The sequence below is a fragment of the Bradyrhizobium diazoefficiens genome, from assembly GCF_016616885.1.
GTDB classification, from domain to species: Bacteria; Pseudomonadota; Alphaproteobacteria; order Rhizobiales; family Xanthobacteraceae; genus Bradyrhizobium; species Bradyrhizobium diazoefficiens_F.
This window is the reverse complement of sequence record NZ_CP067102.1, coordinates 3,115,222-3,140,352: the sequence shown is the minus strand read 5'-3', so window position 1 is coordinate 3,140,352 and position 25,131 is coordinate 3,115,222. Positions and strand designations below refer to the sequence as shown.

General features: G+C 64.3%; 20 protein-coding genes. 4 read left to right on the top strand and 16 right to left on the bottom strand.

Annotated elements, in window-relative coordinates; genetic code table 11:
* Window positions 1-67: 67 nt before the first annotated feature.
* The 3 genes from JJC00_RS14280 to JJC00_RS14270 all read right to left on the bottom strand — a co-directional run bounded on the left by JJC00_RS14280 (window position 68) and on the right by JJC00_RS14270 (window position 4,356).
* Complete coding sequence (locus tag JJC00_RS14280) at window positions 68-1,351, bottom strand: cystathionine gamma-synthase family protein (protein WP_200473160.1); 1,284 nt, start codon at window positions 1,349-1,351, stop codon at window positions 68-70.
* A gap of 147 nt (window positions 1,352-1,498) precedes the next feature.
* Window positions 1,499-1,948 (bottom strand): cytochrome c, encoded by a 450-nt coding sequence (locus tag JJC00_RS14275; protein ID WP_200473159.1) that lies wholly within the window; start codon window positions 1,946-1,948, stop codon window positions 1,499-1,501.
* A 98-nt stretch (window positions 1,949-2,046) separates the two neighbouring features.
* Window positions 2,047-4,356 carry a xanthine dehydrogenase family protein molybdopterin-binding subunit gene (locus JJC00_RS14270; protein WP_200473157.1) on the bottom strand — a complete coding sequence of 770 codons (2,310 nt, stop codon included), beginning with the start codon at window positions 4,354-4,356 and terminating at the stop codon, window positions 2,047-2,049.
* Between the two features lie 275 nt (window positions 4,357-4,631).
* On the opposite strand from JJC00_RS14270, the gene JJC00_RS14265 reads away from it, so the two are divergent.
* Entirely contained in the window at window positions 4,632-6,173 is a 1,542-nt protein-coding gene (locus JJC00_RS14265; RefSeq protein ID WP_246774211.1) for a hypothetical protein, read from the top strand.
* Between the two features lie 15 nt (window positions 6,174-6,188).
* Here JJC00_RS14265 and JJC00_RS14260 read toward each other — a convergent pair whose 3' ends face one another.
* On the bottom strand, window positions 6,189-6,788 hold the full coding sequence (locus tag JJC00_RS14260) for a class I SAM-dependent methyltransferase (protein WP_200473155.1): 600 nt from the start codon (window positions 6,786-6,788) through the stop codon (window positions 6,189-6,191).
* Complete coding sequence (locus JJC00_RS14255) at window positions 6,788-7,828, bottom strand: glycosyltransferase family 2 protein (RefSeq protein WP_200474117.1); 1,041 nt, start codon at window positions 7,826-7,828, stop codon at window positions 6,788-6,790. The genes JJC00_RS14260 and JJC00_RS14255 overlap by 1 nt, the downstream gene beginning before the upstream one ends.
* 195 nt (window positions 7,829-8,023) lie before the next feature.
* Between JJC00_RS14255 and JJC00_RS14250 the strand changes: the two genes are divergently transcribed.
* Window positions 8,024-8,719 (top strand): class I SAM-dependent methyltransferase, encoded by a 696-nt coding sequence (locus tag JJC00_RS14250; RefSeq protein WP_200473154.1) that lies wholly within the window; start codon window positions 8,024-8,026, stop codon window positions 8,717-8,719.
* A gap of 99 nt (window positions 8,720-8,818) precedes the next feature.
* On the opposite strand, the gene JJC00_RS14245 is transcribed toward JJC00_RS14250, so the two are convergent.
* The 6 genes from JJC00_RS14245 to JJC00_RS14220 form a co-directional block, all read right to left on the bottom strand.
* A complete protein-coding gene (locus JJC00_RS14245; protein WP_200473153.1) occupies window positions 8,819-9,217 on the bottom strand; it encodes a DUF1127 domain-containing protein in 399 nt (132 codons plus the stop codon).
* Window positions 9,218-9,481: 264 nt separating this feature from the next.
* The gene (gene murJ, locus JJC00_RS14240; RefSeq protein WP_200473152.1) at window positions 9,482-11,008 is read right to left on the bottom strand and encodes a murein biosynthesis integral membrane protein MurJ; all 1,527 of its coding nucleotides are present in this window, start codon (window positions 11,006-11,008) and stop codon (window positions 9,482-9,484) included.
* A 191-nt stretch (window positions 11,009-11,199) separates the two neighbouring features.
* Window positions 11,200-12,387: a DegT/DnrJ/EryC1/StrS family aminotransferase gene (locus JJC00_RS14235; protein WP_246774209.1), complete on the bottom strand. Its 1,188-nt coding sequence runs from the start codon at window positions 12,385-12,387 to the stop codon at window positions 11,200-11,202.
* A gap of 10 nt (window positions 12,388-12,397) precedes the next feature.
* On the bottom strand, window positions 12,398-13,402 hold the full coding sequence (locus JJC00_RS14230; RefSeq protein WP_200473150.1) for a Gfo/Idh/MocA family protein: 1,005 nt from the start codon (window positions 13,400-13,402) through the stop codon (window positions 12,398-12,400).
* A gap of 182 nt (window positions 13,403-13,584) precedes the next feature.
* Complete coding sequence (locus tag JJC00_RS14225) at window positions 13,585-14,997, bottom strand: mannose-1-phosphate guanylyltransferase/mannose-6-phosphate isomerase (protein WP_200473149.1); 1,413 nt, start codon at window positions 14,995-14,997, stop codon at window positions 13,585-13,587.
* A gap of 7 nt (window positions 14,998-15,004) precedes the next feature.
* Window positions 15,005-15,994, bottom strand: coding sequence for an SDR family NAD(P)-dependent oxidoreductase (locus tag JJC00_RS14220; RefSeq protein WP_200473147.1), 990 nt, complete (start codon window positions 15,992-15,994; stop codon window positions 15,005-15,007).
* A gap of 227 nt (window positions 15,995-16,221) precedes the next feature.
* Between JJC00_RS14220 and JJC00_RS14215 the strand changes: the two genes are divergently transcribed.
* The gene (locus JJC00_RS14215) at window positions 16,222-17,181 is read left to right on the top strand and encodes a lysylphosphatidylglycerol synthase transmembrane domain-containing protein (protein ID WP_200473146.1); all 960 of its coding nucleotides are present in this window, start codon (window positions 16,222-16,224) and stop codon (window positions 17,179-17,181) included.
* 26 nt (window positions 17,182-17,207) lie between these two features.
* Window positions 17,208-18,197: an MraY family glycosyltransferase gene (locus tag JJC00_RS14210; protein ID WP_433996529.1), complete on the top strand. Its 990-nt coding sequence runs from the start codon at window positions 17,208-17,210 to the stop codon at window positions 18,195-18,197.
* Here JJC00_RS14210 and JJC00_RS14205 read toward each other — a convergent pair.
* From JJC00_RS14205 to rfaE1, 5 genes are all read right to left on the bottom strand, one after another.
* Window positions 18,185-19,132, bottom strand: coding sequence for an NAD-dependent epimerase/dehydratase family protein (locus tag JJC00_RS14205; protein ID WP_200473144.1), 948 nt, complete (start codon window positions 19,130-19,132; stop codon window positions 18,185-18,187). The two genes, JJC00_RS14210 and JJC00_RS14205, sit on opposite strands and share 13 nt — an antisense overlap.
* Window positions 19,129-20,349 (bottom strand): glycosyltransferase family 4 protein, encoded by a 1,221-nt coding sequence (locus JJC00_RS14200; protein ID WP_200473143.1) that lies wholly within the window; start codon window positions 20,347-20,349, stop codon window positions 19,129-19,131. Before JJC00_RS14200 ends, JJC00_RS14205 begins: the two co-directional genes overlap by 4 nt.
* A 2-nt stretch (window positions 20,350-20,351) precedes the next feature.
* Window positions 20,352-22,265 carry an SDR family NAD(P)-dependent oxidoreductase gene (locus JJC00_RS14195; RefSeq protein WP_200473142.1) on the bottom strand — a complete coding sequence of 638 codons (1,914 nt, stop codon included), beginning with the start codon at window positions 22,263-22,265 and terminating at the stop codon, window positions 20,352-20,354.
* Window positions 22,266-22,348: 83 nt separating this feature from the next.
* Window positions 22,349-23,638 carry an O-antigen ligase family protein gene (locus tag JJC00_RS14190; protein WP_246774208.1) on the bottom strand — a complete coding sequence of 430 codons (1,290 nt, stop codon included), beginning with the start codon at window positions 23,636-23,638 and terminating at the stop codon, window positions 22,349-22,351.
* Window positions 23,635-25,119: a D-glycero-beta-D-manno-heptose-7-phosphate kinase gene (gene rfaE1, locus JJC00_RS14185; RefSeq protein WP_200473141.1), complete on the bottom strand. Its 1,485-nt coding sequence runs from the start codon at window positions 25,117-25,119 to the stop codon at window positions 23,635-23,637. The genes JJC00_RS14190 and rfaE1 overlap by 4 nt, the downstream gene beginning before the upstream one ends.
* Window positions 25,120-25,131 lie beyond the last annotated feature (12 nt).

Below are 25,131 nucleotides of genomic sequence, written 5' to 3'. Positions count from 1 at the left end.
GCGCAAACCGACGTGGAAAAGCAGGCTCAATGCGAGCTGTCCGCCATCCGTGACACGAATAGCCCTTTCAAGCCGCACTCAACGCATGCTCGAGATCCGCGATCAGGTCCGACGGATTTTCGATGCCGATCGACAGCCGGATCGTGGAGTCCAGAACGCCGATCTTGCGACGGATGTCGGCGGGGACGCCGGAATGGGTCATCGTCGCCGGCAGGCTCGCCAGCGATTCCGTGCCGCCAAGGCTGACCGCAAGCTTGAAGATTTGCAAGCCATTGAGGAATTTCTCCGCCGCCGCCTGACCGCCGACGATGTCGAACGAGAACGTCGATCCCGCACCGAGACATTGCCGCGCGAACACGCGTCCGGCCGGCGAGGTCTCCTCGTGATGACCGAGATAGTGAACCTTGGCCACCTTGGCATGGTCGCGCAGATAGTCCGCGACGAGGCGCGCATTGCTGTTCGCTTTCTCCATGCGCAGGCTCAAGGTTTCGAGCGAGCGATTGATCATCCAGCAGGAATGCGGATCGAGCTGGGTGCCGATGGCGCCGCGCAGCGCCTTGACGCCCTTCATGATCGCCTTGGTGCCGAGGGCCGCGCCCGCGATCAGGTCGGAATGACCGCCGACATATTTGGTCAGCGAGTACAGCGAGAGGTCCGCGCCATGCTCGATCGGCCGCTGAAACACCGGGCCGAGCAGCGTGTTGTCGCAGGCGATGATCGGCGTGCGGCCCTGGGCCTTGCCGATGGTGTCGGCGACGCGGCGCATCAGCGCGATGTCGACGAGGCCGTTGGTCGGATTGGCCGGCGTTTCGACTAGGATCATCGAAACCCGGCCCTTGCGCATCGCGTCCTCCGAGGCCTGGTTGACCGCCACCTCGTCAATGCCGTCGGCAAAGCCGACCGCACCGATCGAGAGCCGCGCCAGCGTGTTGGTCAGCAGCGTTTCCGTGCCGCCATAAAGCGGCTGGGAATGCAGGATGACGTCGCCGGGACGGACGAAGGCCAAAATCGTCGTCGAGATCGCCGCCATGCCGGACGAGAACAGCGCGCAGCTCTCGGTGCGTTCATAGATCGCGAGCCTGTCCTCGACGATCTCGCTATTGGGATGGTTGAAGCGCGAATAGACCAGGCCCGCGCCCATGCCAGCCGGCGGCTCGCGCCGACCGGCAACGTAATCGAAGAAGTCCTGCCCGTCCTCGGCCGTCCTAAACACGAAGGTCGAGGTCAGGAACACCGGCGGCTTGATGGCGCCTTCCGACAGCTGTGGATCGTAGCCATAGGTCAGCATCAGCGTTTCCGGATGCAGCATATGGTTGCCGATATGGGTTTTCGACGGGAACGGTTTTGCCATGGCCTGTCTCGCTGTTGCCTGAGATCGCCGCCGCGCGTCGGAACTCCAGACGTCGTGACGCATCAACGCCGCGACGGCGCGAGCAAACATAGTCGTTCTGACGGCGATCCGTCAGGCCATGCGAACAGAAATAGCTAACGCGCCGCCTTACTTCAGCTTCAGCCGGTACGTCTCGTGGCAATCAGTGCAACGGTCGTTCATCGCGGTGTAGGCGGCCTTCAGGCTCGCGAGATTGGTGATCTTGCCCTTGACGTCGGCGATCGCCTTCTGCACCGGCGGGATCTTGGAATCGAAATCAGCCTTGTGCTGCCAGACCTTTGGCGACGCACCGTAGGTCGCGTTGACCACGTCCTGCTTGGGATTGACCTCAAACGTCTTGGCGATCTTGGCGACATCAGCTTCGAGGCTGGCCACCGCCTGGTCGACCGCCTTCTGATCATAGGGAATTTCGCCCTTGGTCATCTTCAGGATGACGCCATACATGCTCTTGGCCTGCGAGCGCATCAGGTTGTCCTGCTGGACGGCAATCTCCTGCTGCGCCATCACGGCGCCCGCACCCAGAACGAGGGTGCCCGCGACAATCAAAATCCGTTTCATCGGCGTGTTTCTCCGGCTCGCAAGTCGGTTTGGGGGAAGGTCATCGAGGATAGAGCCCGGCGGCGGGCACTTAATTCCCGCCGCGGGAGCGCCGAGCTCTAGAGGCTGTGGCGCCGATGGTGCTCGTTGATCGCGATCCAAACACGTTCCGGTGTCGCCGGCATGTCAATGTGGTCGATCTTGTATTCGCGCCAGAGCCCGTCGACGATGGCGTTGACGACGGCCGGACAGGAACCGATCGCGCCGGCCTCGCCCGCGCCCTTCACGCCCATCGGATTGGTCGTGCACGGAATGTTGTTGGTCTCGAACACGAAGGACGGGCCATCCGCTGCGCGCGGCAGCGCGTAGTCCATGAAGGTCGCGGTGATGAGCTGGCCGTCGCCCGCGCCATAGACTACCTGCTCCATCAACGCCTGGCCGATGCCCTGCATGGCGCCGCCATGCACCTGGCCCGCCAAAAGCAGCGGATTGAGCGTCTTGCCGAAATCGTCGACGATCACGTAGTTGACGACCTTGATGATGCCCGTCGCCGGATCGATCTCGACTTCCGCGAGATGGGTGCCATTGGGATAGGTGCCGTCGGCGCTGGCAAACGTCGCGCTCGCGTTCAGCTTCGAGGGATCGGCGCCGGGACGCTTGGCGAGATCGGCGAACGAGATTGAACGGTCGGTGCCGGCGATGCGCACGATGCCGTCAGTGATCTCGAGGTCACCGGCGCTGGCTTCCAGCGCCTGCGCCGCGATCTCCTTGAGTTTTTGGCCGAGCGCGCGCGTGGCACGCTCGACGCTGACGCCGCCAGAGGGAATCGAGGCCGAGCCACCGGTGCCGAGGCCGGTGGCGATCATGGCGGTGTCGCCCTGATGGACATGCACGCGCTCTGGCGCGACGCCGAACTGTTCGGCCACGATCTGCGCATAGGCGGTCTGGTGGCCCTGCCCGCTCGACTGCGTGCCGATCAGGACGGTGATGTCGCCATTGGGGTCCATCCGCACATTGGCGGTCTCCTCGCCCATGGTGCCGCAGATCTCGACATAGCTCGCAAGACCGATGCCGCGGATCAGGCCACTCTTCTTGGCCGCCTTGGCGCGCTTTCCAAACTCCTTCCATTCGGCGATCTCCATCGCGCGCTTCAGATGCGCGGCGAAGTCGCCGGAATCATAGACCTTGCCGGTCGCGGTCTTGTACGGCAGCGCTTTCGGCTGGATGAAATTCTTGCGGCGGATCGCGTCCGGCGTCATGTCGAGTTTTCGCGCGCACGCATCGACAAGGCGCTCGATGACATAGGCCGCCTCGGGCCGGCCCGCGCCGCGATAGGCATCGACCGGCACGCTGTTGGTGAAGATGGTGCGCACCCGGCAGTGGAAGGCCTGGATGTCATAGAGGCCGGGCAGCATGCCGGCGCCGCCATGCGGGATGTAGGGGCCGAAGGTCGAGAGATAGGCGCCCATGTCGCCCATCAGGTCGCAATCCATGGCGAGGAATTTGCCGTCCTCGGCCAGCGCCATCTTCGCGGTGGTGACGTTGTCACGGCCCTGCGCGTCGCCCATGAAATGCTCGGAGCGGTCAGCCGCCCATTTCACCGCTTTTTTCAGCTTGCGCGCTGCGACCGCCACCAGGGCGTATTCGCGATAGGGAAACAGCTTCGTGCCAAAGCCGCCGCCGACATCGGGGCAGATCACCCGCATCTTGTCGGTCGGGATATTCAGCACGTTCTGACAGAGGATGTCGCGCAGGCGATGGCTGCCCTGGCTGCCGATTGTCAGCGTGAGGTGATCGTTCTTGGCGTCGTATTCGCAGACCGCCGCACGCGTCTCCATGAAGCTCGCGACCACGCGCGGATTGACGATGGAGATCTCGGCCACCGTATGCGCCTTGGCAAACGCAGCTTCAGTGGCGGCCTTATCGCCGATCGAAACGTCGAACAGCACATTGCCGGGCTTGTCCGGCCAGACCTGCGGCGCGCCCTTCTTGATGGCGTTGACGACGCCGGTCACCGACGGCAAAGGGCTCCATTTGACGTCGATCGCCTCGATCGCGTCGCGAGCCTGGTCGATGGTCTCGGCGACGACGAAGGCGACGGAATCGCCGACATGGCGGACCTCGTCCTTGGCGAGGATCGGGTAAGGCGGGCCGGTGAAGGGATCGGTCTCGAGGTTGAACAGGCAAGGCAGATTGCCGAGATCCCCGACCTCAGCGGCGGTCAGGATCAACGCCACGCCCGGGAGGGTGCGGGCGCGGCTGGCATCGATGGTGAATTTGGAATGCGCGTGCGGCGAGCGCAGCATCAGGCAGCGAAGTGCGGCCTGCGGCGCATAATCGTCGGTATAGCGGCCCTTGCCGCGGATCAGCGCGTCATCCTCCTTGCGCAACACGCTTTGGCCAACGCCGAACTTGATGGGAGCCGCCATTTTCTTATCCCGTCCTATGGTTGTTTTGCCGCATATTGCAGCGGAACGAAGGGGAGCGCAAATGGCTTTAGCAATTGGCCGTCCGTAAACGCTATTCAGAGAGATCGTGCCGCGCTGTGCCTGCGCGGGCTGTCCACGCCCTACGTCCGATCAATCAGGTCCCCAAAATAGCCATAGAGGTCTTCAAGCACTGCGGCCGTGCAGTAGTTTATCCCGAAAGTCACTCGTTAACGCACCTCCGTTAACGTGGGTGCGTTTCCTCGCGGGATAGGCCCATGAGTTCGGAGATGAGTTCGGAGATGGGTTCGGAGATCGGAGACGTTTCCCGCCACGCACAGGTCAGCCCGCATGACCGCGAACGGCCGGCCCCAATGCCTTGGCTGCTGATCGGCGCAGTGTTCTTGCTCGCAATCCTGATGCGGGAGCTCGTTCCGCTCAATACCGATGTCAGCTGGCTGCTCGTGATCGGCGAGCGCATGCTGGATGGCCAGCATCTCTATGGCGATATCATCGAGATCAATCCGCCGATGGCGGCGTTCGCCTATCTGCCCGGCGTTGCGCTGGGCCGCCTGCTTGGCGTCGATCCCCGACATGTCATCGATGTTCAACTTCTGCTGCTGGCGGTCGCTTCGCTCCATGCCGTGTCGCGGATCGTGCGGCTGTCGCCGGCATGGACTGAGGCGAACTGGGGACCGTTCGCGATCTGGGCCACGGCCGTCGTCACCGTCTTGCCGATGCACGTGTTCGGCCAGCGCGAACATATTGCGACGCTGACATTCCTGCCCGCGCTCGCAGTTTATGCGTTGCGCAGCGATCGCATTTCGGTTCCGCTTTGGGCGATCTTGATTGCCGGCCTCGGCGCCGGGATCACACTTGCCTTCAAGCCGTTCTTTGCTGTGCCGGTGGCGTTGTGCATGCTGGCGAGCGCCGTTCGCGCGCGTTCATGGCTTGTGTTGTTTGCGCCGGAAAACATCATTGCGGGCGTGCTGGTAGCCACCATCAGTGTCGGCACGTACCTCCTCTATCCCGAATATTTCACGGTGACCTATCCGCTGGTGCGCGACACGTATCTGTCCTGGTCGATGCCGCTCTCCATCATCTTCCTGAATGCGGCCTCGCTGCTCTTCGCCGTCGCGATGCTGTCGGTGCTGTTGGCGATGTGGGGACGAACGCCCAACTCGCTGCTGCTCGCGGCCGTTCTTGCCGCGAGCGGATTTGCGATCTCGTTTTTCCTGCAGCGGCGCGGCTGGGCCTATCATTCCTATCCGATGGTGGCGGTCGCCATGCTCGCGATGGGATACGCGTTGCTGGTCGCGTATGGCGCGCCGGAGCGCCGGCGCCTTGGCTTGGCGGCGCCGCTGATCCTGGCCGCGACCTTTCTGTTCGGCGCCCAATGGTTCAACGGCAACGTCTATGTCGGTCTAGTCAGGGAAGCGGTCGCCGCCCTCAAGCCGCATCCCCGGATCCTGATGCTGAGCGGCGAGGCGGCCCTCGGCCATCCGCTGGTGCGCGACATCGGCGGCACCTGGGTATCCCGGCAGGAGAATCTGTGGATTCGGGAGTTCGTGCGGCTGACGCGCGAGAAGACTATCGTCGACGCGGCAACCGACACGAGGTTGAAGGACTATCTGGCGCTGGAGCGCAACTGGCTGATCGAGGATTTCAGAAAGATGCCGCCGGATATCGTGCTGGTCGATAATCTCCGCGACGGATGGGGCGACTGGGTGCGCGCCGATGCCGAACTGTCCCAGTTGCTCAAGCCGTATACGCTGGTGCGTTCGGTAGACGGAATCGACGTGCTGCGGCGGAACGACTAGTCTTTCTGGCCGGCGCTATTTCTGTGAGACGCCGATGATGAACGTGTAGGGCACCCGCGAATAATCGTCGCGAATCGCGAGGTTTACCTTGCCGAAGGCGCCGCGCAGCACCTGATCGTAGCCGTCGTGATCCCTGACGAATTCGCCACGGTCGTTGTCGAGCAGCCATCTTGCGATGCGCGACTGCCCCTCGCGATAACAGCCGTCGAGCGTGAACAGCACGCCGTCCGCCTTGAGCACGTCCCTGATATCGGCCAGTGTGGTCTGCAAATCCGCATCGGCGATGTGATGCAGCACGCCGTTCATCATGACGACGTCGGCGCCGGCAAATTCCCGCGCGGCGGCGGCATCGAAATGACGGCAGTGAAAGGTGCCGAGATGACCGAACGCGCGCTGCGCATGCGCGATATAGGCCGGGTCGATATCGAAGCCGGTATAGTCGATTCCATCGGGCAGATGGCGCAGGATGTAGCCGGGCCCGCAGCCGATATCGATCACCCGCATGCCCGGCCGCAGCGTGAGATAATCCGCGATCGCCTTGACCCGCGCGCCGAAAAAGCCGCCGGCGTTCTGGTAGGCCTGATAGAGCACGGGATGGTTGAGGATCGCCTTCATCAGGGCACCTCGTCGTGAACCTGGCCGCGCGCCTCCGGTCCGGATTGCGCGAGCAACGTCCTGAATGGCGCCCGCTCCAGATCGGTCGCCGGCTCCGCACCGTGCGGCAGCCGGCCGCGGCGGTGGATATGCGAGATCAGGAACAGCGGGCGGTTCTTCGACTGGATATAGATGCGGCCGATATATTCGCCCATCAGCCCGAGCACGAGGAGCTGCACAGAGGAGATCATGACGACCAGGAGCGTCAAGCTGGTCCAGCCGGGCACGGTGCCGGAGAACACCCAGCCTATCACCGCGGCGATGCCGACAAACGTCAGCAGGGTCGTCAACAGCGCGCCGACATAGGTCGCGATCCGTAACGGCACCATCGAAAAACTGATCAGCGCGTCGGCGGCAAAACCGATCATCTTCACCAGCGGATATTTGGTGGTGCCGGCGAAGCGCGGATGGCGATCGTATTCGTAGGCGACCTGCTTGTAGCCGAGCCATGCCACCATGCCGCGGATGAAGCGGTCATGCTCCGGCATCTGCACGAGCTGGTCGGAGATCCGCCGGCTCATCAGGCGGAAATCGCCGGTGTCGACGGGAATCTGGACGCGGGTGACTTTGGCGAGCAGGCGGTAGAATGCTTCCGCCGATTGCTTCTTGAAGCGGGTTTCGCCGGCGCGGCTTCGCCGCATGCCGTAGACGACGTCGGCGCCTTCGCGGACCATCATCTCGTACATCGGCGTCAGGAGTTCCGGCGGGTCCTGCAAGTCTGCATCGATGACAAGCACGAGATCGCCGCGCACGGTCGAAAGCCCGGCGGTGAGCGCGAGTTGATGGCCATGATTGCGCGCGAGCCGGACCGCGACCACGTTGCGGTCCTCCGCCAGAAGCTCGTTGATGATCTTCCAGGTGTTGTCGGTCGATCCGTCATCGACCAGAATCAGCTCGAACTTAGCGCCGCACAGCGCGCGCGCCGCCGACACCATCTGGCGATGGAATTCGCGCAGGCCCTCTTCCTCGTTGTAGCAGGGCACAACGATCGACAGAAACATCTTTCCAGGGCGCGGCATCTCGTCCTGAAGGTCCATTTATCAGCCAGCTGGTCGGAGGGTTGGATCGGTCCGATTCCTGCCGCCGATATTCGGCGAAGTCCGGTTAATTGTTCATCAATTTTTAGACCCCCTGATGCATGATTCGGGCGGGCAACCCCCGATATCTCATCAAGCGCCGGATAGCTGGATCGCCGTATGGACAAGGCCGAGTTCGATCGCTTCGCAGACGCCTATGAGGACCAGCATCGCGAGAACATCGCAGTGACCGGCGAGGGCCCGGAATATTTCGCGGAATACAAGATCAGGGCGCTCCGCGAGATCGTCGATCACACCGGCCTCGACGTGAAGCGGATCTGCGATTTCGGCTCCGGGATCGGCAATTCGATTCCGCATTTCCGGCGCCATTTTCCCGAGGCAGCGCTGACCTCGTCCGATGTCAGCGAACGCAGCCTCGCATTGGGCCGGCAGCGGTACCCCGAAGCCGGCAACTGCGTACTGATCGAGAACAATCGGATTCCGGTCGAGGCCGACAGCTTCGACGTGGTGTTTTCAGCCTGCGTGTTCCACCACATCCCGCACGGAGAGCACCTGTCGTGGTTGCAGGAGTTGCATCGGATCACGCGGCCGGGCGGCCTGATCGCCATCTTCGAGCATAATCCGCTGAACCCGCTCACCGTGCGTGCGGTGAACACTTGTCCGTTCGACGAGAACGCCAGGCTGATTTTCGCCCGCGATCTGGGCAAGCGGCTGCAAGCCGGCGGTTGGGCTTCATCGCGCATCCAGTACAATTTGTTTTTCCCTCGCGCCCTCGCCCGGCTGCGGCCGTTTGAGAACAAGCTCGGCTGGTTGCCCTTGGGGGCGCAATACGTCGCCACCGCACGCAAGGCTTGATGCTACGGCCATACGGCGAACCAGCGCACGTGAGAACAGGCAGCTGTACCGAGCGCCGCTTGTTCTCAGAGCGCATGTCCGCCTCTCGCAGTTGATCATCTACATCCCGCCGCGGTTCCAGAGATACCGCGTGCTGTCTCTCAGTCTATCGATCGCTCGCTGAGGTGTGAGGTAGTCGATCTCACTGCGCGTCAAGCCAATGTCCATCAGCTCCCTGTCACTCAGGTCCTGCAAGGTGAGCCGTTGGTTCCAGCGCCGCTCCTGAAACGCGAGCCAGACTCGCCTGAGCAGGCCCAGGACGCTTCGCGTCGATGCGGCCGCTGGTCCGGCAGTATCCTTGTCCGGCAAAGCATCGTCCAGCGCCGCAGCGGACGCCTTGAGGCGTGCTGCCAACGCCTGGTCGACTGCGCTCTTGGCCGACACGATCGAAAGGCTGAGGCCGCGCCTTGCGGCCTCGCCCTCATTCCCGCGTGAGATATTCGTCAGTTGTGGTGGCATCGGACGCTCCTGCTGTTGTGCCGGCAGGGAGCGTGGCCGAACAAAAGGCCCCGTCCGATGCCGGCGGGGCCTGGTGGAAAAGGTGTCGTCGTCGAATTCCTAGCGCACGACTCCTTCCACGGCCCAACCGAAGCGGGTCATGTGGTTGAAGGTGACTTTGCGCGAGCATTTGATCATGAGCGGCTCATACCATGGCAAACGCACGTAATCAAGAGATGTAGAAAAATAGGCTGCATCCTGAAGGCGAACCAATTTCGGCTTCTGCTAACCGCGCACCAGCGAGACCAGCCAGCTCCGGCCGAACAGCACGAGGATCGTCAGCGCGTAGACGACCGTGCCCCCGGCGGCCAATAGCACCAGCGTCATCTCGTCCCGGAAGCGCATCGCGCCCAGTGCAGAAACGCCAAAGCGCGCGATCAGCCAGAAGGCCGCGGCGAGGATCACTCCGGTCAGCAGGAATTTGGCGAGCGACAACAACCAGGCGCGGTCCAGCACGAGAAAGCCGCGCCGCACGGCGAAAAACAGCACCAGCAGCAGATTGGTCCAGACGCCGATGGCGGTTGCCAGCGCCAGGCCGATCTGGGCGAGCGATCCCATCAGGGCGAGCTTCAGCGCGACATTGACGGCGATGCCCGACAGCGAGGCGCGGACCGGAGTCGCGGTGTCCTTGCGCGCATAGAAGGTCGCGACCGCGCTGCGGATCAGCACGAAGGGGATCAGGCCGATGGCATAGGCCGCGAGCGTGCTGCCTGCGGCAACCGCATCGGCCTTCGAGAACGCGCCGCGGGCGAACAGCGCGCGCATGACCTCGTCGGGCACGGTGAGGAAGGCCGCGACGAACGGCACCGAGAACAGCAGCGTGAAATCGAAGGCGCGGCGTTGCGCCTTCATCGCGCCATCGTGATCGTTGGCCGTGATCCGCCGCGACATCTCCGGCAGCAGCACCGTGCCGATGGCGATGCCGATGACGCCGATCGGCAATTGATTGAGCCGATCGGCATAATAGAGCGCCGACAGCGCGCCCGCAGGCAGGAAGGTCGCGATGATGGTGTCGGCGAACAGCGCGACCTGCGTGCCCATCGAGCCCAGCGTTGCGGGCCCCAGCGCCCTAAAGAAGCCGCGCACGTCTTCGTCGAGCTTGAGCGGCGCAAAGCGCGGCAGGCCGCCATGGCGGGCGAGGTCGCCCGCGAGCAGAAAATATTGCAGGAAGCCCGAGATCAGGACGCCCCAGGCGGCTGCGTGGCCAGCGGTTGGAAACCAAGCGGCGAGCGCCAGCGTCATCATCATCGCGACGTTGAGGAAGATCGACGCGGCGGCTGCGCTGGCAAAACGCTGCATCACGTTGAGCATGCCGCCATAGAGCGTCACCAGCGTGATCAGCAGGAGATAGGGAAAGGTGATCCGGGTCAGCTCGATCGCGAGCTTGCGCTGCTCGGCATCCTCGCTGAAACCGGGCGCCAAAATGCTCATGGCCTGCGGCATGAACAGCCAGGCGACGATCAGCAGCACCACCTGCGAGGCCAAGAGCAGCGTGAAGATGCGGTCGGCGAACAGCCGTGCCGCCCCCTCCCCGCGCTCGCCATGGACGTGGGCATAGGCCGGCACCCAGGCGGCGTTAAAGGCGCCTTCGGCAAAGATCGCACGGAAATGATTGGGCAGCCGCAGCGCCACGAAGAAAGCGTCGGCCACGGGGCCGGCGCCGAGGATCGCCGCGAGCATGATGTCGCGGGCGAATCCCGTCAGCCGCGAGAGCAGCGTGTAACCACCGACCGTGAAGATGCGTCCGAGCATTCGGTTGTTTTAGAGCATGGCAAGATTAGGTCTAGGTGCAAGCTGCGACGGAAGTGCGCGCCCTCCCCCGCTTGCGGGGGAGGGTTGGGGAGAGGGTGTCTCAACAACGAAGGCCCCCCAAAGGAGAAAGCCCTCACCCGGATCGCTTGCGCGATCCGACCTCTCCCGCAAGCGGGAGAGGTAAAGCAAGATCAGGCCGAAAGCGCGCCGCGCACGGCCGGGATGATTCGCTCCTGATCGGCTTCGGTCAAATAAGCGTGCATCGGCAGGCTGATAACGTCCTGCGACAGGCTCTCGCAACCCGGCAGCCCGCCCTCGGCGACCGGATACTGCTTGTAGGCAGTCTGCTGGTGCATCGACTTGCCGTAATAGATCGCGGTCGGCACGCCCTGGGCTTTCAGCGCGGCGGCGAAGCCGTCGCGGTCGGTACCCTCAGGAAGGCGAATGGTGTACTGCGCCCAGACCGAGGTATTGCCCGGCGCCAGCCGCGGCACCGTCACGACGTTGGACAGGCCGCGCGCGTAGCGCTCGGCGACCTTGTTGCGGGCGGCGATCTCGTCGTCAAAAATCTTCAGCTTCTCGATCAGGATCGCGGCCTGCATGGTGTCGAGCCGGCCGGTCAGGCCGAGGCGGACGTTGTCGTATTTGTCGACGCCCTGCCCGTGCACGCGGATGCTGCGCAGCGTCGCCGCAAGCTCGTCGTCATCGGTGAAGATCGCGCCGCCGTCGCCGAAGCAGCCGAGCGGCTTTGCCGGGAAGAAGCTGGTCGTGGTGGCGAGCCCGAAGGTGCCGAGCTTGCGGCCCTTGTGGCTTGCGCCAAAACCTTGCGCGGCGTCATCGATCACGAACAGGCCTTCATCCCTGGCGATCTCGGCGATGGCATCGTGGTCGGCGGGCTGGCCGAACAGATCGACCGGAATCACCGCGACAGGCTTCAGACCAGCCTTCCGCGCGCTCGCAATGCCGCGCTTGAGCGACTCCGGGCTCATGTTGAAGGTCGCTTCATCCACATCGACGTAGACCGGCGTCGCGCCCATCCGCGCCGCCGGCGACGCGGTCGCGATGAAGGTGAACGACGGGCACAGCACGGCATCGCCGGGACCGACGTTCTTCGCCATCAACACCATGAGCAGCGCATCGGTGCCGCTGGCGCAGCCGATCGCGTGCTTGGCGCCGCAATAGGCCGCGAGCTGCTTTTCGAGCTCGGCGACCTCGGGTCCATTGACGAACTGGCAATGGTGGAGCACGCGCTTGACCGCAGCATCGAGCGAGGCGCCGAGCCGTTGGCGCTGCGAGGCGACGTCGATGAAGGGAATGGGTTCGGAACGCAGATGCTGGTTCATGGCCTGGTTCTTGGCGCCTTCTTGCGTGGTCGACATGGAAAGGGTTTTAGCCGGCGACGCGGCGCGGGCCCTTGCGGGCGGGCGACGTAGCTGCGGGCCGCGACGGTGTTTCGAGGCACTGCGTCGCGATCTCGAGGCTGGCGACGCCCTCGTCGCCCGTGACCGCCGGCGTCTCGCCGCTACGCACGGCCTTGAGGAAGGCGATCAGTTCGGCACGCAGCGGCTCGTCGTGGCCGACCGGCAGATGCCGCATCGAGTAGCTGCCATCAGGCTTGAAGCCGAAGCATTCGGTGACCTGGCGCGTCAAGAGATCGCCCATCACGTATTTGCCGCGGGTCGCGACCGTGACGCTGCGCGCCTTGAACGGCGTCAGCCAGTTGGTGTTGATGTGGGCGAGCACGCCGTTGGCGGTGCGGAACTGGAGCAGCGCGATGTCCTCGCGCTCGGCGACCGCGCTCGACAGCTGCGGCTGCACCTCGACGATGTCGGATTCGGTGAACCAGCGGATCAGATCGATGTCGTGCACGGCCAGATCGATGACGACGCCGACATTGGACATGCGCGGCGGGAATGGGCCGACGCGGGTGATCGCGATCGAGAGAATGTCCTCGCCCGCGATGGCCTGCTTGACGGCGGCGACCGCCGGATTGAAGCGCTCGACATGACCGACCATCAGCGTGACGCCGGCCTTTTGCGCGGCGGTAACGATCTCGCGGCCCTCTTCCACCGTGGACGCGATCGGCTTCTCGACCAGCACATGGATGTTCCTGGCGATGCAGGCGAGCGCAACCTCGTGATGCAGATGGGTCGGCGCCGCGATGGTGACGGCATCGACGCCCTCAGTGAGGAGCTGGTCGAGCGTCTCGAAGCTCGCACAATTGGCAAGCTCGGTCGCGCGCGTCCGATGCGCCGGCGAAGGATCGACCACGCCGACGAGGCTGACGCCGGGCAGACCGCCCAGCACGCGCGCATGGTTGCTGCCCATCACGCCCGCACCGATGACGCCGACGCGCAAGCCGGCCCTTGCCGGCTGTGACCCTTTGGAACTCATCTGATCGAACCCCGATTCAACGCAAATCCCCGGGCCGCTTCTAGCACGGGCGCCACATTTGTGGCGAATGCCGGCAAAACTGCCCGGACACGATTTGATTCAAAAAATTACACGTTCTCCGGGCCTTAAGCCGCTAGAAGCGGACTTTTCAGGCCCGGATCCCGTGACTCGGAGTTTGCTGGTTACGACCTTTGATAGTCGTCTTCAATCCGGATGATGTCGTCTTCCCCGAGATAGGAGCCGGTCTGGACCTCGATCAGTTCCAGCATGATCTTGCCGGGATTCTCCATCCGGTGGACCGCGCCCATCGGGATGTAGATCGACTCGTTCTCGTGCACCGTCTTCACGGTCTCGTTGACAGTGACGCGGGCCGCACCACGAACCACGATCCAGTGCTCGGCACGGTGATGATGCTTCTGCAGCGACAGCCGCCCGCCCGGCTTGACCACGATGCGCTTGACCTGATGGCGCTCGCCATTGTCGACCGACTGGTAGCTGCCCCAGGGGCGATGCACCTTGAGATGCTCCTCGGTGACCTTCGGTGCAACCTCCTTCAGCTTGGCCACGAGACGCTTGAGGCCATTGGCATCCTTCTGCCGCGAGACCAGCACGGCATCTGCGGTCGCGACGACGACGAGGTCGTCGACACCTTCGAGCGCGACCAGGGCATGATCCGTCGTGACGTTGCAGTTACGCGAATCCTCGAACACGGCGGTACCGTGCGCCGCGTTGCCTTGCGTATCCTTGTCGGACAATTCCCACACCGCGCGCCAGGAGCCGACGTCGGACCAGCCGCAGGACACCGGCACCACCGCTGCGCGCGAGGTCTTCTCCATCACCGCATAGTCGATCGAGATCGCCTTCGCCGCGCCAAACGCCTGCGGCTCCAGCGTGACGAAGCCGAGATCGCGGCCGGCGCTGGCAACCGCATTGGACACCGCTTCCACACTCGCCGCATCGAGCTTGCGATATTCGTCGAGCAGCAGGGCCGCGGGAAACATGAAGTTGCCGCTGTTCCAGAGATAACCCGAATTGACGTAGTCGGCGGCCTTCACCGCATCCGGCTTCTCGACGAAGCGCGCGACCGCGTGCACCTCGCCGGAGATCACCTCGCCCGGGCTGATATAGCCGTATTCGGTCGCCGGCCGCTCCGGCTTGACGCCGAAGGTGACGATGCGCCCCGTGCTTGCGGCAACCAGGCCTTCGCGGCAGGCAGCGACGAAGGCGGCATTGTCCTGCACCACATGGTCGGCCGCGAGCGCGAGCATGATCGCTTCACTGGTGCGGCTTTGCGCGAACGCCGCGCCGGCGGCGATCGCGGGACCGGAGTCGCGCCGCATCGGCTCGAGGATCACGTCGGCCTCGATGCCGATCTCGGCGAGCTGCTCGAGCACCATGAAGCGGTAGGAGGCGTTGGTGATGACGATGGGTCGATCGAACAGCGCGGCGTCCGAGACGCGCGTGAGCGTGTCCTGGAAGGTCGAGCGCGCGCCGAACAGCGGCAGGAACTGCTTCGGGCGCACCTCGCGCGAAGCCGGCCACAGCCGCGTGCCGGCGCCGCCGCACATGATCAGGGGGATAATGCGTTTGTCCATCGTCATTTCAAACCTTGTAGTGGTCGCGATACCAGGTGACAAAATTGTGGACCCCGTGCTCGATCGGCGTTGACGGTGCAAAGCCGGTGTCGCGCATCAAATCCTCGACATCCGCGAACGTTTCCACCACGTCTCCCGGCTGCATCGGCAGCAATTCTTTGACCGCCGTCCGACCCAGCTCCCGCTCCAGAAGGCCGACGACATGCATCAGCTCTTCGGGACGGTGATTTCCGACATTGTAGACCCGAGACGGCGCATTTGCGGCAGCCGGATTGTCCGCAGGCACAAGATCGATCAGCTTGGACACTACACGGGTCACGTCGTCAATATAGGTGAAGTCGCGGCGCATTTTGCCATGGTTAAAGAGCCGGATCGGCTGGCCCGCCATGATGGCGTTTACAAACAGAAACATGGCCATATCAGGCCGTCCCCACGGGCCGTAGATGGTAAAGAAGCGCAAGGCGGTGACCGGCAGTCTGTAGAGGTGGCTGTAGGACTGCGCCATCACCTCGTTCGCCTTCTTGGTCGCGGCATAGAAGCTCACGGGATGATCGGTCCGGTCCGGCACGGAAAACGGCAGTTTAGTGTTGGCGCCATAAACGGACGATGACGAGGCGTAGACGAGATGACGACAACCGCACCTCCGGCAGCCCTCGAGCACGTTGAGAAAGCCCTGCAGATTGGAATCGGCGTAACTCTGCGGATGCTCGATCGACTGGCGCACGCCGGCCTGGGCGGCGAGATGCACGACCTCTGAAAAGCGATGCCGCGCGAACAGCGCCGCCATCGTCTCGCGATCGGCGAGATCGGCCTGGACAAAAGAAAAACGGGACTCGTTGCCGAGTTGCGCCAGGCGCGCCTGTTTCAACGCCGGATCGTAATAGCTGTTGAGATTGTCGAGCCCGACCACGGACCGCCCCTCGGCCAGGAGCTGCCGGGCGACGTGAAAGCCGATGAAACCGGCGGCCCCCGTGACCAAAATCGCCTGATCCGTCATCCTGTTCCCAAGTGATCCCAAGCAATCCCCAAAGCCGGCCCGCGGCGCCTCTTTAGCCGGTACCGAGGGGGCGCAACAGGCCGCCGCCCTCCACGACAGCTTCTCCGTGACGGCGCCTGCATGACAGCTATTGCAAGATCGGCGCCAAGACCATACCAAAGCGGCCTAATTCGGCGCCTCGCGTCGGGTTGCCACGAATCTTCGCAAGCCCTGTTCAAGCGGACGAAATGCGCCGAATCCTGCTGTCGACGGCCAAAATCCTGATCTCCGCGGCGCTGCTCTATCTGGCACTGCGCAAGGTCGATCTGACCGAGCTGTTTTCGCGCTTCACCGCGACCAGCCTGTTCTGGATCGGCATGGCGATCGCGGTGACGTTCCTGCAAATCTTCGTCGGCGTGCTGCGCTGGCGCGAGGTCAGCGCCGCATGCGGTGCGCCGCTCGAGGTCGGCCGCGCGATGCGCTACAACGTGATCGGCTCCTTCTTCAACCAGACCTTGCCGTCCGCGATCGGCGGCGACGCGGTTCGGCTATGGCTGGTGGCGCGCGGCGGCGCCGGATGGCGTGCGGCGACCTATTCGATCTTCGTCGATCGCGCGATCGGCCTCGTTGCGCTCGCCATCCTCATCGTCGCGAGCCTACCCTGGAGCTACGCGCTCATCACCGATCCGCACGGCCGCTCGGCGCTGCTGCTCGTCGACTTCGCCGCGCTTGCCGGCGGCATCGGCTTCCTGATCTTCGGCGCGCTGAAATGGTCGTGGCTGAAGACCTGGTGGGCCACCCACCACATCCACGCCTGCGCAGTGATCGCCAACCGCGTGATCTTCAACCGCACGCGCGGACCTGTCATCGCGATCCTGTCGCTGCTGGTTCACGTGCTTGCCGTCGTCATCGCTTGGTGCGTGGTGCAGTCGATCGCAGCGCCGGTCAGCTTCGCGCAGGTCTTCCTGCTGGTACCGCCGGTGATGCTGATCACACTGATGCCGATCTCGATCGCCGGCTGGGGCGTGCGCGAGGCGAGCATGGGGCTCGCCTTCGGCTTCGCCGGGTTGGCTGCCAATGAAGGCGTCAACATCTCGCTGCTGTTCGGCGCGGTCTCCTTCATCGTCGGCGCGTTCGGCGGCCTGGTCTGGATCCTCAGCGCGGAGAAAGCTGCGCACGGCTCGGAGCCGATCGGGGTGCCGGAGTGAACCCGGGCGCCGAAGCCGTTGCCGTCATGCCCTCGCTGCTTGCCCTCGCGATCGCCGCGCTGATATCGGCCATCATCACCTGGACCAGCCGTCCCCTACTCCAGCGCTATGCTTTGGCGCGGCCCAACGCACGCTCGTCGCACCGCATTCCGACGCCGCAGGGCGCGGGCATCGCGGTCATTGCCGCGACGCTTGTCGTCGCATCGGCGTGGGCGGTCTGGGCGAGCGTCGCGATCCCCCCCGCGCTCGTCATTGCGACGATCGTGATCGCGCTAGTCGGCTTCGCCGACGACGTCGTGTCGCTGCCGGTGCTGGTGCGCCTGGTGCTGCAAGCAGCCTGCGTCGGTGCAGTCGTCGTCATCGCACCCGAGACCGCGCGCATTGTGCCGGCGCTGCCGCTCGCACTGGAACGAGGTCTCATCCTGCTCGCCGGTGTCTGGTTCGTGAACCTCGTGAACTTCATGGACGGGCTCGACCTGATGACGGTGGCGGAAGTGGTGCCTATGACGGCGGCGCTGCTGCTGCTCGGATGGCTCGGCGACCTCTCATGGCCAGCCGTACTGATTGCCACGGCCCTGTTCGGCGCCATGCTCGGCTTTGCGCCGTTCAACAAACCGGTCGCAAAAGTATTTTTGGGTGATGTCGGCAGCCTGCCGATCGGCCTCCTGCTCGGCTGGTGCCTGCTGGAACTTGCCTGGTACGGGCAACCGGCCGCAGCGCTGCTGCTGCCGGCCTATTACCTCGCAGACTCGACCATCACGCTGTTTCGCCGGATCGCGCGCCGCGAACAATTCTGGTCGGCGCATCGCTCGCATTTCTACCAACGCGCCACCAATAACGGGTTTACAGTCCCGCGCGTCATCGGCGAAACGTTTACACTCAACCTCGTGCTGGCGGCGCTTGCCATCCTCACCGTCCGCGCCGGCTCGGTGATTGTCACGTTGCTCGCCCTGCTCGCTGGCGCGATCGCGACCGCCTTTGTGCTGCACCGGTTCTCACGTTCTCAGGCGTCCTGAGCTGCCAGCGCTAGCCGCAGACCTTCGTCGAGCGACACCACCGGCTGCCATCCCGTCGCGATCGCCTTGGAGACGTTGAGCTCGAGTGAGCCGATCAGGCTGTCATGGGTGTCCTGCCGGCCGACCAGGCCCAGCAATGAGCTCAGCAGCTCCGGCGACATGCCGAACAGTCGCGGGCGCTTGCCGGACGCCCGCGCCATGCGCTCGATGAATTCGGGCGTCGAGACCTGCTCCCTGTCGGCCACCAAAAAGATCTCGAAATTGCTCGCGGAGTCCGGATGCACAAGTCGGCGCAGGATGAAAGACGAGAGGTTCTGCACGGCGAGGAAGGCGCGGTGGTTGCGGATCGCAGCAAAGGGCAGCGGCAATCCAAAATTCACCACGCGTGTCAGCAGCTCAAAATTACCCTTGGCACCCGCGCCATAGACCAGCGGCGGTCTGATCACCGAGATGTTCATGTCGCTGTCGCGCGCGAGCATCCTCAGGCCAGCCTCGGCTGCCGCCTTGGACATACCATAGAGGCCGCGCGGCGTCAGAATGTCGTCCTCGCTGAACGGGGGGCGGCCCTCGTTGGTTCGGCCATGTACGAGAACGGTGCTGATAAAGATGAACTGGCGCACGCCAGCGGTCGCCGCAGAGCGCGCCAAGTTCAGCGTGCCGGCGATGTTAACGTTGCGATAGAGCTGGACCGCGTGCTCCTCATGCTTGTGATGCACGCGCGCGGCGAGATGAACGACCGCGTCGACGCCCTCGAGCGCGGCCGTCCAATCGGTGTCCGGGCCGACCGTCTCGACGACGACCTCGTCGTCAAGGCCTTTCGGGCTGCGGACCGCGCGGCGGACCGACCATCCCTCGCGCACCAGGTCAGGCACAACGTGACGGCCGACAAAGCCGCTCGCGCCGGTCACCAGCACGACTCGCCTGTTCTCGCTCATCGTTGCTCCGGAAGGTTCGGGTTGCGCAACAATTCGTCGATCAGGGCAGCATAGGCGTTCATCGCAACGCTGCGATCGAACTTCGATGCCGCCTTGACCGCGCGTTCCGCCATAGCGCCGTCGCAGGACGCGGACGCCGCACGGATTGCCGCGGCGAGTTGATCGGCGCGGCCCGGCGTCACCACCCAGCCGAGACCGTTCTCCACCACCGTCAGCGCGGCCTCGGCCTCGGGCTCGGAGACCAGCACGACCGGACGGCCAACCGCCAGTAGATTATAGAAACGACTCGGCACCGACACCCCGGCGACGTCCTTGCGGTACGGAATGATCCAGATGTCGGCCGCGGCCAGGAACGCCTCGAGCTCGGCATCCTTGACCCGCGCCACAAAGGAGACATTAGGCAGGTTCGCATCCGCCTGCAACTGCTTCAACCGCTCGAAGCCGATGCCCCAGCCCGAGAGCAGAAAGTGTATGTCCACCTCGTCGCTGAGCAGGCGCGCCGCCTCGAACACAATCTCCGGATCATGGGTGAAGCCGAGATTGCCGGACAGGCCGACGATGAAGCGGGCGGCCAGCGTCTTGCGGAACGGATTGCCCGATGTCACCGGCCGCGCCGCTGGCGCCAGCGTCGCCCAGTTCGGGATGAAGCGGACCTTGCTCCGCGTCATGCCGGAATAGCTGAGGAGCGGCCGCTCGGCATCGCGGCCGATGGTGATGACGGCGTTGAGCGCTCGGAACATCAGGCTGTTGGCGGCGCGCATCGCGCCCGCCACGATCGAGTGCGGCTTCAACAGGCCCGCCATCACCAGCACATCCGGAAACAGATCGTGCATGATCAGCGCCGAACGCGCGCCCTTGAGCCACGCCGCGGCCGCAACCGCGTAAGGCAATATGAACGGCGCCGTGACGGTGAGCACGACATCTGCTCGCCGCAACTGCCGCAACAGCGCGACGAAGATGCGCAGCACGAACAGCAGTTCGGAGAGGCCGCGCCGGACCAGCGCCGCCTTTCCCGCCATCCGGTTCTTGACGGCGATCACGCGTGGCTTGTCCGTACCGGTCTGCGAGGCCGGCAGCGCGCCAGGCGAGCCCGACAGCACCACGACCTCATGTTCCTCGGCGAGGCGGCAAGCGATCTCAGCCATGATTGCCGCGGTCGTGCTCGGATCCGGCGGATAATGCTGGCTCGCGACGACGATCTTACCTTGGAGCTGCATGGTCAGGCCGCGGTCGACCCGAATTCAGGGATCGCATCCTTCAGAATAGTCCTGATGGTCGCCCGATCGTCGCGCGCGATCGCCTGATCGAGTGCCACGATCCATTTGCGCAGCGTCTGCATCGGCGGTTCGTTCGGCTTCGCCGCCATGACGCCGGCGACCCCGATATCGACGGTCGGCTCCTCGGAGGCGAACAGAATTTCGTTCAGCCGCTCGCCCGGCCTCATGCCACTGAACACGATCTCGATGTCGTGGCCGGGCTGCAAACCCGAGAGCCGGATCATCCGTTCCGCCAGATCGACGATCTTCACCGGTTGGCCCATGTTCAGCACGTAGACCGAAACGTCGAAACGCTTGGCGCCGAGCGCGTGGGTGGCGGCCGTGATGACGAGATCGCAGGCTTCGCGGATGGTCATGAAATAGCGGACCATGTCGGGATGCGTCACGGTGACCGGACCGCCGGCCTCGATCTGCGCCTTGAACTTCGGCACGACCGACCCGTTCGAAGCCAGCACGTTGCCGAACCGGACCGAGATGAAGCGCATCGCCGGCTTGCTGCCGCCGGCATGCGCGACGAGGTCGTGGTCGAGCGCCTGGCAATACATCTCCGCGAAACGCTTGGTCAGACCGAGCATCGAGACCGGCTCGATCGCCTTGTCGGTCGAGATCATCACCATGGCCTCGGCGCCTGCCGCAAGCGCGGCGTCGGCCACGTTGATCGAGCCAAAGATGTTGGTCTTGACGCCCTCGCTCCAGTCCCGCTCCAGAATCGGAACGTGCTTGAGCGCCGCGGCATGGAACACGATGTCCGGCCTGAACTCCGCCATCAGACGCGTGATGCGCTCCCGGTCGCGAATATCCGCGATCCGACCTTCGATCTCGGCGCCGGAACCGCGCGCGACGAGCGCCTCGGTGACCGCATAAAGGGCCGGCTCTGAATTCTCGACGATCAAGAGACGCGCCGCGCCGAACGCAACCACGCGCTCGCAGATCTCCGAGCCGATCGAGCCACCGCCGCCGGTGACGATGACGCTCTTGTCCTTGATCAGGGCTTCGAGACGCGCGTAGTCGATCGTCTCGCTCGGCCGCAGCAGCAGGTCCTCGACCGCAACCGAGGTGAGCCGCGGTACATCCCCCTGCTCGAGCGACGGCAGGCGGCTGACGATCACGCCAAGCCGCCGCGCCCGCATCAGCACGGACTCGGGATGCAATTCGGGCTCGAAGGCGGACGGCGTCATCACCACGCGGGCAATCGATTTATTGCGCTTGGCGAAGCTGCCGATGACATCCTCGATATCGTCGATCGCGCCGACGACCGGCACGTTGCGGATGAGCTGGCCGAGATCGGCCCGGGACGGCGACAGCACTCCGACCGGGCGGAGGTGCTTGATGGCGCCGCTCTCGACGCCGCGCAGCACGACCTCGGCATCGGCGGCGCGCCCGATCAGGAGCGTCATTGCGGCATTTTCGGTCCTGACGTGATGCATCACGCGGGTATAGCGGAAATAGCGATAGGTCAGCCGCAGCGCGCTCAGCGCAGAGATTTCCAGGAACCAGTAGAGGAGGATGGTGATCTTGCCGAGGAAGAAAGCCCCGTGCACGTTCGGCGCGACAAAGATGTAGTCGAGCGCGAGAAGCGCGACCGTCAGCACCGTGGCGACGCGGATGATGTTCAGCGCATCGGGCAGCGAGATGAAGCGCCACTTCGTGGTCGTCAGGTTGAAGACGTAGAAGACGACCACGCTGAAGGCGAGGAAATAAGGCAGGATCTGCAGCAGCAGCGGCAAGCGAGCAAAGAAGCCCGCGCCGCCCTCGAAGCGCAGATAGAACGCAACGAACAGGGCCGCGGCCGTCGCCACCAGGTCGTGAAGCGCGATCAGGAAGTTACGCAAGGTGAGATGCGAAAGACGCGTCATCTGCGGCCGAATATCTCCAGTGCTACATACAACCTGACCGCGCTGATAGCGCATCTCGCCGGGACTTGCCAGCGCTCCGAAGCTCAGCCGCGGGCTTGTCCCGGGCTCCGACCGTTCTGGTGTGAATTGAGCACCATGCCGCCAGCCACGCCGACGCCGATGACGTACATCCAGCCCTCGTGGAAATCAAACAGATGGGAATTGAAGAGCGAGGTGAATACGTTTTGGACAACGACCAGCAACCCGATCCAGCTGGCGAGCGCATCACCGCGGAACAGAAGGAGATGGACCGCCCACATCGCGTACAGGATGATGATGCCGACAACGCCCCATTGCACGGCCACGTTCAGCGTCTGGTTATGGGGATTGCCGATCACCTCGTTTGAGGCCTGGTTGGGGCCGCCGGTCGCGGCCTGCTCGAACAGGCCGCGCGTCGAGCCGGTTCCATGACCGACGAGCGGCGCCTCGGCGAAGAAAGCCAGCGACTTGCGCCAGAACTCGAGCCGAAGTCCGATCGATGTCGGGATGCCCTTGTCCTTGTAGAGCTCGTACTGAACGGAGAATGTTTCAATCGTGTTGTGCAGCGTCGACGAGGTCTTCCATGTCACCGCGGCGAGGGCCGCGAGAGCCGCGAAGATGATCAGGACGCTGCGCCATTTCAAATGCAGCAGCCCGAAGACCGCCAGCATGATCGGTACGGTCACGAGTGCGGTGCGCGAGATCACCACAAAGGCCATGTTGACGAAGAAGCTGAGCGCGACTGCCGCCAGCAGCGCAGCCAGCCAGACCCTCTTCTGCTGCAACAACTTCACGATCGGAAATGCCAGCGCGACCGCGCACAATGTGAATTCCTGGCTCTGGTCGATATAGTTCTTCACGAAGATGCCGCGCGAATTGGGTTCATCAGGCGGCTTCAGCGACAGCGTGGGATGGAGAAACACGAGCCAGGACATCACCGACAGCAGCGCGCAGGACACCAGAAATGAGATGAACACGAGGTGCCCGCGCGACGAGCGTTGGAAATGATAGATCAGAACCGGGAGCACGAGCAGCTTCGTCGTCGGATTCACGGCGTAGAACCGCGCGCCCCAGGACGCCTCCGACCACAGCGTGCCGACGAGCGCGAGCAGGAACAGCGCGATCGGCAGCGCGCAGATCGGCCGCTTCAGCGACTGCAGAAAGTCCCCGACGTCGAGAAACGGCACCATGCAAAGCAGCATCGCGACATTGAAGATCGCCGCCAGCGACGTCGACCACGGCAGCGAGGCCGCGGTCAGGATGGCAAACAGGTCGACCGTCTCGGACCATGCCGCCGGACTGCGCAAGCGCCGCAGCGTCGTCCCCCACATCGAGTCCCGCACGAGCTCCGTCACTTCGTCTCTCCGCGCGCGCGATGAACCAGCGCGGTCGTGCTGAAACCCTTGAGGATATCGACCAGCACGACCGTTCCGCCGGCGGCCTCGACAACCTCGTGGCCGACCACCTGCTCGCGGGTGTAATCGCCGCCCTTGACCAGCACGCTGGGCGTGATGCGCATGATCAGGTCGATCGGCGTGTCCTGCTCGAAGATGACGACGAGATCGACGGCTTCGAGCGCAGCCAGCACTTCGGCACGCGCCCGCTCGTCCTGGACCGGGCGATCCGCACCCTTCAGCCGCCGCACCGAGGCGTCGCTGTTTAGTCCTACGATCAGGCGGTCGCAGGCCGCGCGCGCCGCGGTCAGCACCTTGACGTGGCCGGGATGCAGGATGTCGAAGCAGCCATTGGTGAAGCCGACGCGTAGCCCCTGCCGCTTCCATTCGGCGAGCTGGGCCGCGAGTGTACCAGGCGCGCTCACGACCTTCTCCTCGGCGGCAAGAGTGGCATGCGGCAGGATCCTTCGCCGCAGCTCGTCGGCGCTCACGCTGGCGGTGCCCTGCTTGCCGACCGCGACGGCGGCGGCTGCACTCGCCATGCGCAGCGCCGTGTCCCAGTCCGCCCCCGCCGCGATCGACACCGCGAGCGCGGCGGCCACGGTGTCGCCGGCGCCGGAGACGTCACGCACCTTCACCGGGAAAGCTGGAACATGGACGGCTTCACCCTTGCGCGGCACCAGCGTCATGCCGTGCTCGCCCTGCGTGACCAGGATCGCCTCGCAATCGGCCAGCCGCATCACATCCTCGCTGGCATCGACGATGCTCTGCGGCGTGTCGGCGCGGCTGCGGGTGGCTTCCGAGAATTCCTTGCGGTTGGGCGTGAGCAGCGTGGCGCCACGATAGATCGCCCAGTTCAGGCTCTTGGGATCGACGATCACGGGCTTGCCGAGGTTTCGCGCGGCATCGATGGTGTGGCGGATCACGCGCGCGGTCAGCACGCCCTTGGCGTAATCGGACAGCAGCACGATATCGGCGCGCGCGATCTGCGGCAGGATCGCCTCGATCAGCCTGGTCTCGACCTCGTCGGAGGCGGGCTGCGCCTGCTCCCAATCCGCGCGCAGCATATGCGCGGAAAAATGCTCGGAGACGAAACGGACTTTTCGCGTGGTCGGCCGCGACGGGTCGCACACCAGCGCGCTCTCGATGCCGGCGTGGTCCGCCAGCGCGGCCTTGAGCCGCGCCCCCGCATCGTCCTCGCCGACAAGGCCGACGAAGATGCAGCGCGCACCGAGGGAAGCGATATTGCGCGCGACGTTGCCGGCGCCGCCGATATGGATCTCGCTGCGCTGGGCCGCGATGACGGGCGCCGGCGCTTCCGGCGAAATCCGCGACACCTCGCCGTAGACGAACTCGTCCAGCATGATGTCGCCGATGCAAAGCACCGTGCGGCCGGAGATGCCTTGCGCGAGGGCATCGAAATCGAGAAGGGGCGTCGGCATGGTGATTGGGCC